The following is a 2805-nucleotide window of genomic DNA, read 5'->3' as shown; positions in this document are numbered from 1 at the left end:
AGGGCTGGCGCGACTATGTCTCGCGCCCCTCGGGCCCGCAGCCGGGCGGAGCGCAGGGCTATGGCGCGACCTTCTGGCTGATGAACCGCTCGGAGGGGGTGCCGCCCGACGCGATCTCGGCCAATGGCAACCGGGGCCAGTACGTCGTCATCGTGCCGAGCCGGAGCGTCGTGATCGTTCGCCGCGGCGAGGACCCGGCGGGCAAGCCCTTCGATCCCATCGCCTTCACGCGCGATGTGCTGGCGGCGCTGGACTGAGGAAAAGTCGGCGACGACTTGAGCCGATGGCGCGCCCCGCTATAAGTCGGCGCGACCGACTCCTTCCCGTATCCCGGACACCGACATGGCCGACCCGCACCACGCCCCCAACGTCCATGTGCACGACGCCCACGCGCACGACGCCTATGTGCGCGGCTCGCAGGAAATCGGCGAGCAGCAGTCGACCTTCCACGCCTTCATCGGCATGGCGAAATGGGGGTCGCTGTTGATCGCGGCGCTGCTGACATTCCTGACGCTGTGGTTCCAGCCGGGCGGAAGCTTCTTCGGCGGCGTCATCGCCGCGGCGGTCCTGCTGGTCGCCGGCTGGTTCTTCCTGAAGTCGCCCAAGAAGAAGCACTGAGTTAAGGGCGCTAGCGCTCGCAACGCGGTTGCTCGCTGCTTGAGCGCGAGCGCTTTGACGCGGCCTCTGCGATCAGCCTAACGTTCCTGCGTCGAGAGATGACGGAGGGATTCGCTTGGCTGTCGCCATCGCCGTGACCCGCGAACGCCGAGACGGCGAGACGCGCTGCGCTGTCACTCCGGATACGGTGAGGAAGTTCGTCGCCATGGGCGCGGCCGTCACCGTCGAGGCGGGGACCGGTGCGGGAGCCTCGATCCCGGACGCCGAATACGTCGCCGCCGGCGCCACGGTCGCGCCGGACACCAAGGCCGTGCTGTCGGGCGCGGACATCCTGCTGAAGGTGCGCGGGCCGACGGCTCAGGAAACCAGCGCGCTGAAGCCGGGGGCCGTCGTCGTGGCCCTGCTTGACGCCTGGCGGGACACGGAGACGGTGACGGCGCTGGCCGGCGCGGGCGCGACCGCCTTCGCCATGGAGTTCGTGCCCCGTATTTCCCGCGCGCAGGTGATGGACGCCCTGTCCTCGCAGGCCAATCTGGCCGGATACCGCGCGGTGATCGAGGCGGCGCACGCCTACGGCAAGGGATTTCCGATGATGATGACGGCGGCGGGCACCGTCGCCCCGGCCAAGGTCTTCGTCATGGGGGTCGGCGTGGCGGGGCTACAGGCCATCGCCACCGCCCGGCGGCTGGGCGCGGTGGTCACCGCCACGGACGTACGGCCCGCGACCAAGGAGCAGGTCGAGTCGCTGGGGGCGAAGTTCCTCGCCGTCGAAGACGAGGAGTTCAAGAATGCCCAGACCGCAGGGGGGTACGCCAAACCGATGTCGCCGGAGTATCAGGCGAAACAGGCGGCGCTGACGGGAGACCACATCAAGAAGCAGGACATCGTCATCACCACCGCCCTGATCCCGGGCCGCGCCGCGCCGGTGCTGGTCACCGCAGGCCAGGTGGCGACGATGAAGCCGGGCTCGGTGCTGATAGACCTCGCGGTCGAGGCCGGCGGCAACGTAGAGGGCGCCAGGGTCGGCGAGGTTGTCACCACCGCCAACGGCGTCCAGATTGTCGGCCACGCCAACCTGCCGGGCCGGATCGCGGCGGACGCCTCGGCCCTCTACGCCAAGAACCTGGTCGCCTTCGTCGATCTGATGATCAAGGACGGGGCGCTGGCGCTGGATCTCGAGGATGAAATCCTCAAGGCGGCGGTGGTGACGCACGGCGGGGCTGTGGTGCACGAGGGGGTGAGGGGATGATTTCGAGCGAACTCAGAGCGTGGCTGACCAGAGCGGCGATGGTGATCCTCGTCCTTGGCCCTATCGTGGCCATCCTCTACCCGGTGTTGTCGGTCGCCATGAATGGGATGGGTATATCGACCGCCATCGGCATCGGGGTCCGGTCGCTGCTCGGCAGCGCCTTCCTCGGCGGCGTCCTGCGCTTGTTGGTCAGCATCGATGCTCGTCTGGAGGCGAGAGCCTGATGGAACACGTCGACCCCACCATCTTCCGCCTGGCCATCTTCGTGCTGGCGATCTTCGTCGGCTACTACGTCGTCTGGAGCGTGACGCCAGCGCTGCACACGCCGTTGATGGCCGTGACCAACGCCATCTCCTCGGTGATCGTCGTCGGCGGCCTGATCGCGGCGGCGGCGGCCAGCGCGGACGGCGGATGGATCGCCAAGGGCGCGGGCGTGGCGGCCGTGACGCTGGCCAGCGTCAACATCTTCGGGGGCTTCATGGTCACGCGGCGGATGCTGGCCATGTACCGCAAGAAAGAGCGGCCGCCGGCCTCGCCCAAAGCCGAGACGGTCGCCACTTGACCCTGACCGTCCAGCAGTTCGCAGTCAGCGCGTCCTGGCTCGCCACCGCGGCCGGCGTCGGCTTGTGGCTGTGGAGCTGGCTGGGCGAAAAGGACGCGATCCGCAAGCTGCGCTTCCTGGACTGCGGCGTGGTGCTGCTGTTCGCCTCGGTTCTGCTGCGGATCGTGGCCCAGAACCGGGCGCTGAGCATCTGGGACTGGTCGATGGTGTTCCTGGCCCCCCTGTTCATCGCCGCCGCGCTGTGGCGACTGGCGCGGACCGCCTGCCCTCCGGGAGAGCGGTGACGAGATGATGTTGAGGGGGAGTCAGACCACATGAACGCATCCTTCGCGGCCCTGGCCTATCTGGTCTCCGGGGTGCTGTTCATCCTCAGCCT

5 protein-coding genes and 1 pseudogene are annotated in these 2805 nt (G+C 68.4%); all 6 read left to right on the top strand.

Annotated features, from left to right (window positions below):
- Positions 1-257, top strand: a pseudogene (locus tag VGB60_RS08080) (serine hydrolase); the annotation flags it as partial.
- An 85-nt stretch (positions 258-342) separates the two neighbouring features.
- Entirely contained in the window at positions 343-618 is a 276-nt protein-coding gene (locus tag VGB60_RS08075) for an aa3-type cytochrome c oxidase subunit IV (RefSeq protein ID WP_331037757.1), read from the top strand.
- A 115-nt stretch (positions 619-733) separates the two neighbouring features.
- Positions 734-1867 (top strand): Re/Si-specific NAD(P)(+) transhydrogenase subunit alpha, encoded by a 1134-nt coding sequence (locus VGB60_RS08070; RefSeq protein WP_331037756.1) that lies wholly within the window; start codon positions 734-736, stop codon positions 1865-1867.
- 38 nt (positions 1868-1905) lie between these two features.
- Positions 1906-2091: a hypothetical protein gene (locus tag VGB60_RS08065; protein WP_331037755.1), complete on the top strand. Its 186-nt coding sequence runs from the start codon at positions 1906-1908 to the stop codon at positions 2089-2091.
- Positions 2091-2429, top strand: a complete 339-nt coding sequence (locus tag VGB60_RS08060; RefSeq protein ID WP_331037754.1) for an NAD(P) transhydrogenase subunit alpha — start codon at positions 2091-2093, stop codon at positions 2427-2429. The genes VGB60_RS08065 and VGB60_RS08060 overlap by 1 nt, the downstream gene beginning before the upstream one ends.
- The gene (locus VGB60_RS08055; RefSeq protein ID WP_331037753.1) at positions 2426-2713 is read left to right on the top strand and encodes a hypothetical protein; all 288 of its coding nucleotides are present in this window, start codon (positions 2426-2428) and stop codon (positions 2711-2713) included. The genes VGB60_RS08060 and VGB60_RS08055 overlap by 4 nt, the downstream gene beginning before the upstream one ends.
- The last annotated feature ends 92 nt before the right edge of the window (positions 2714-2805 follow it).

Origin of the sequence: Brevundimonas sp. (assembly GCF_036399195.1) — a bacterium.
GTDB lineage: Bacteria > Pseudomonadota > Alphaproteobacteria > Caulobacterales > Caulobacteraceae > Brevundimonas.
The sequence above is the reverse complement of the archived record's forward strand: the minus strand, read 5'-3'. Positions and strand labels throughout refer to the sequence as shown.